Source organism: Bradyrhizobium sp. BRP56 (genome assembly GCF_020194035.1).
Classification (GTDB): domain Bacteria; phylum Pseudomonadota; class Alphaproteobacteria; order Rhizobiales; family Xanthobacteraceae; genus Bradyrhizobium; species Bradyrhizobium australafricanum.
Genome location: NZ_JADYVV010000177.1, coordinates 1 through 944, shown reverse-complemented (window position 1 = coordinate 944; position 944 = coordinate 1). Strand labels below are relative to the sequence as shown.

Annotated in this window: 1 protein-coding gene; it reads left to right on the top strand. The window is 61.3% G+C overall.

The annotated features are described in order from the left end of the window. Positions 1-59 precede the first annotated feature (59 nt). The coding region (locus I6F38_RS43240) for an IS481 family transposase (RefSeq protein ID WP_225164693.1) at positions 60-944 on the top strand (885 nt) is incomplete at its 3' end.

Sequence of the window (944 nt, the reverse complement as noted above, 5' to 3'; positions counted from 1 at the left end):
TGTCTGGTCCCGGAGTGTGGGGGAATCAGCCAAACTGGTCCTTCATTCCGGGAGGACCTATGGGCCAGATACTCCATGGCAGCGCCACGACCACGCACGCGATCCGAGCGGCAATACAGCGATCGAAGGCTCCGCTCAAAGAGCTAGCCGCCCAGCACGGGCTCAACCAAAAGACGGTCGCCAAGTGGCGTAAGCGCACCTTTGTCCACGATGCGCCGATGGGGCCAAAGACCGTGCGCTCGACCGTGCTTTCTGCCGAGGAAGAGGCGATGGTCGTCGCCTTCCGCAAGCACACGCTCCTGCCTTTGGATGACTGTCTCTATGCGCTGCAGGCGACGATCCCGCATCTCACGCGCTCGTCCTTGCACCGCTGCCTGCAACGTCACGGGATCAGCCGCTTACCCGAGATCGCCGGCGACAAGCCCGCCAGGCAACCCTTCAAGCGCTACGCCATTGGCTACTTCCACATCGATATCGCTGAGGTCCGCACCGAGGAAGGCAAACTCTATCTCTTCGTGGCGGTGGACCGGACCGCCAAATACGCCTTCGCCCGGCTGGTGAAGAAGGCCACGGGTGCAGCAGCCAGGGCCTTCCTCGAAGAACTGGTGGCGGCCGTCCCTTTCCGGATCCACACTGTACTGACCGACAACGGTATCCAGTTCGCCGACCTGCCTAAGAATCGTGATGGCGCCACTGCAAGCTGGCGCGGCCATCCCTTCGACCGGGCCTGCCTGGGACACGGCATCGAGCATCGCCTGACCAAGCCCAATCATCCTTGGACTAACGGTCAGGTCGAGAGAATGAACCGCACGCTCAAGGAGGCAACCGTCCGGCGATACCACTACGAGACCCACGAGCAATTGGAAGATCACCTCGCTGCCTTCCTTGATGCTTACAACTTCGCCAGACGCCTTAAGACCCTGCGTGGTCTCACACCCTATGAA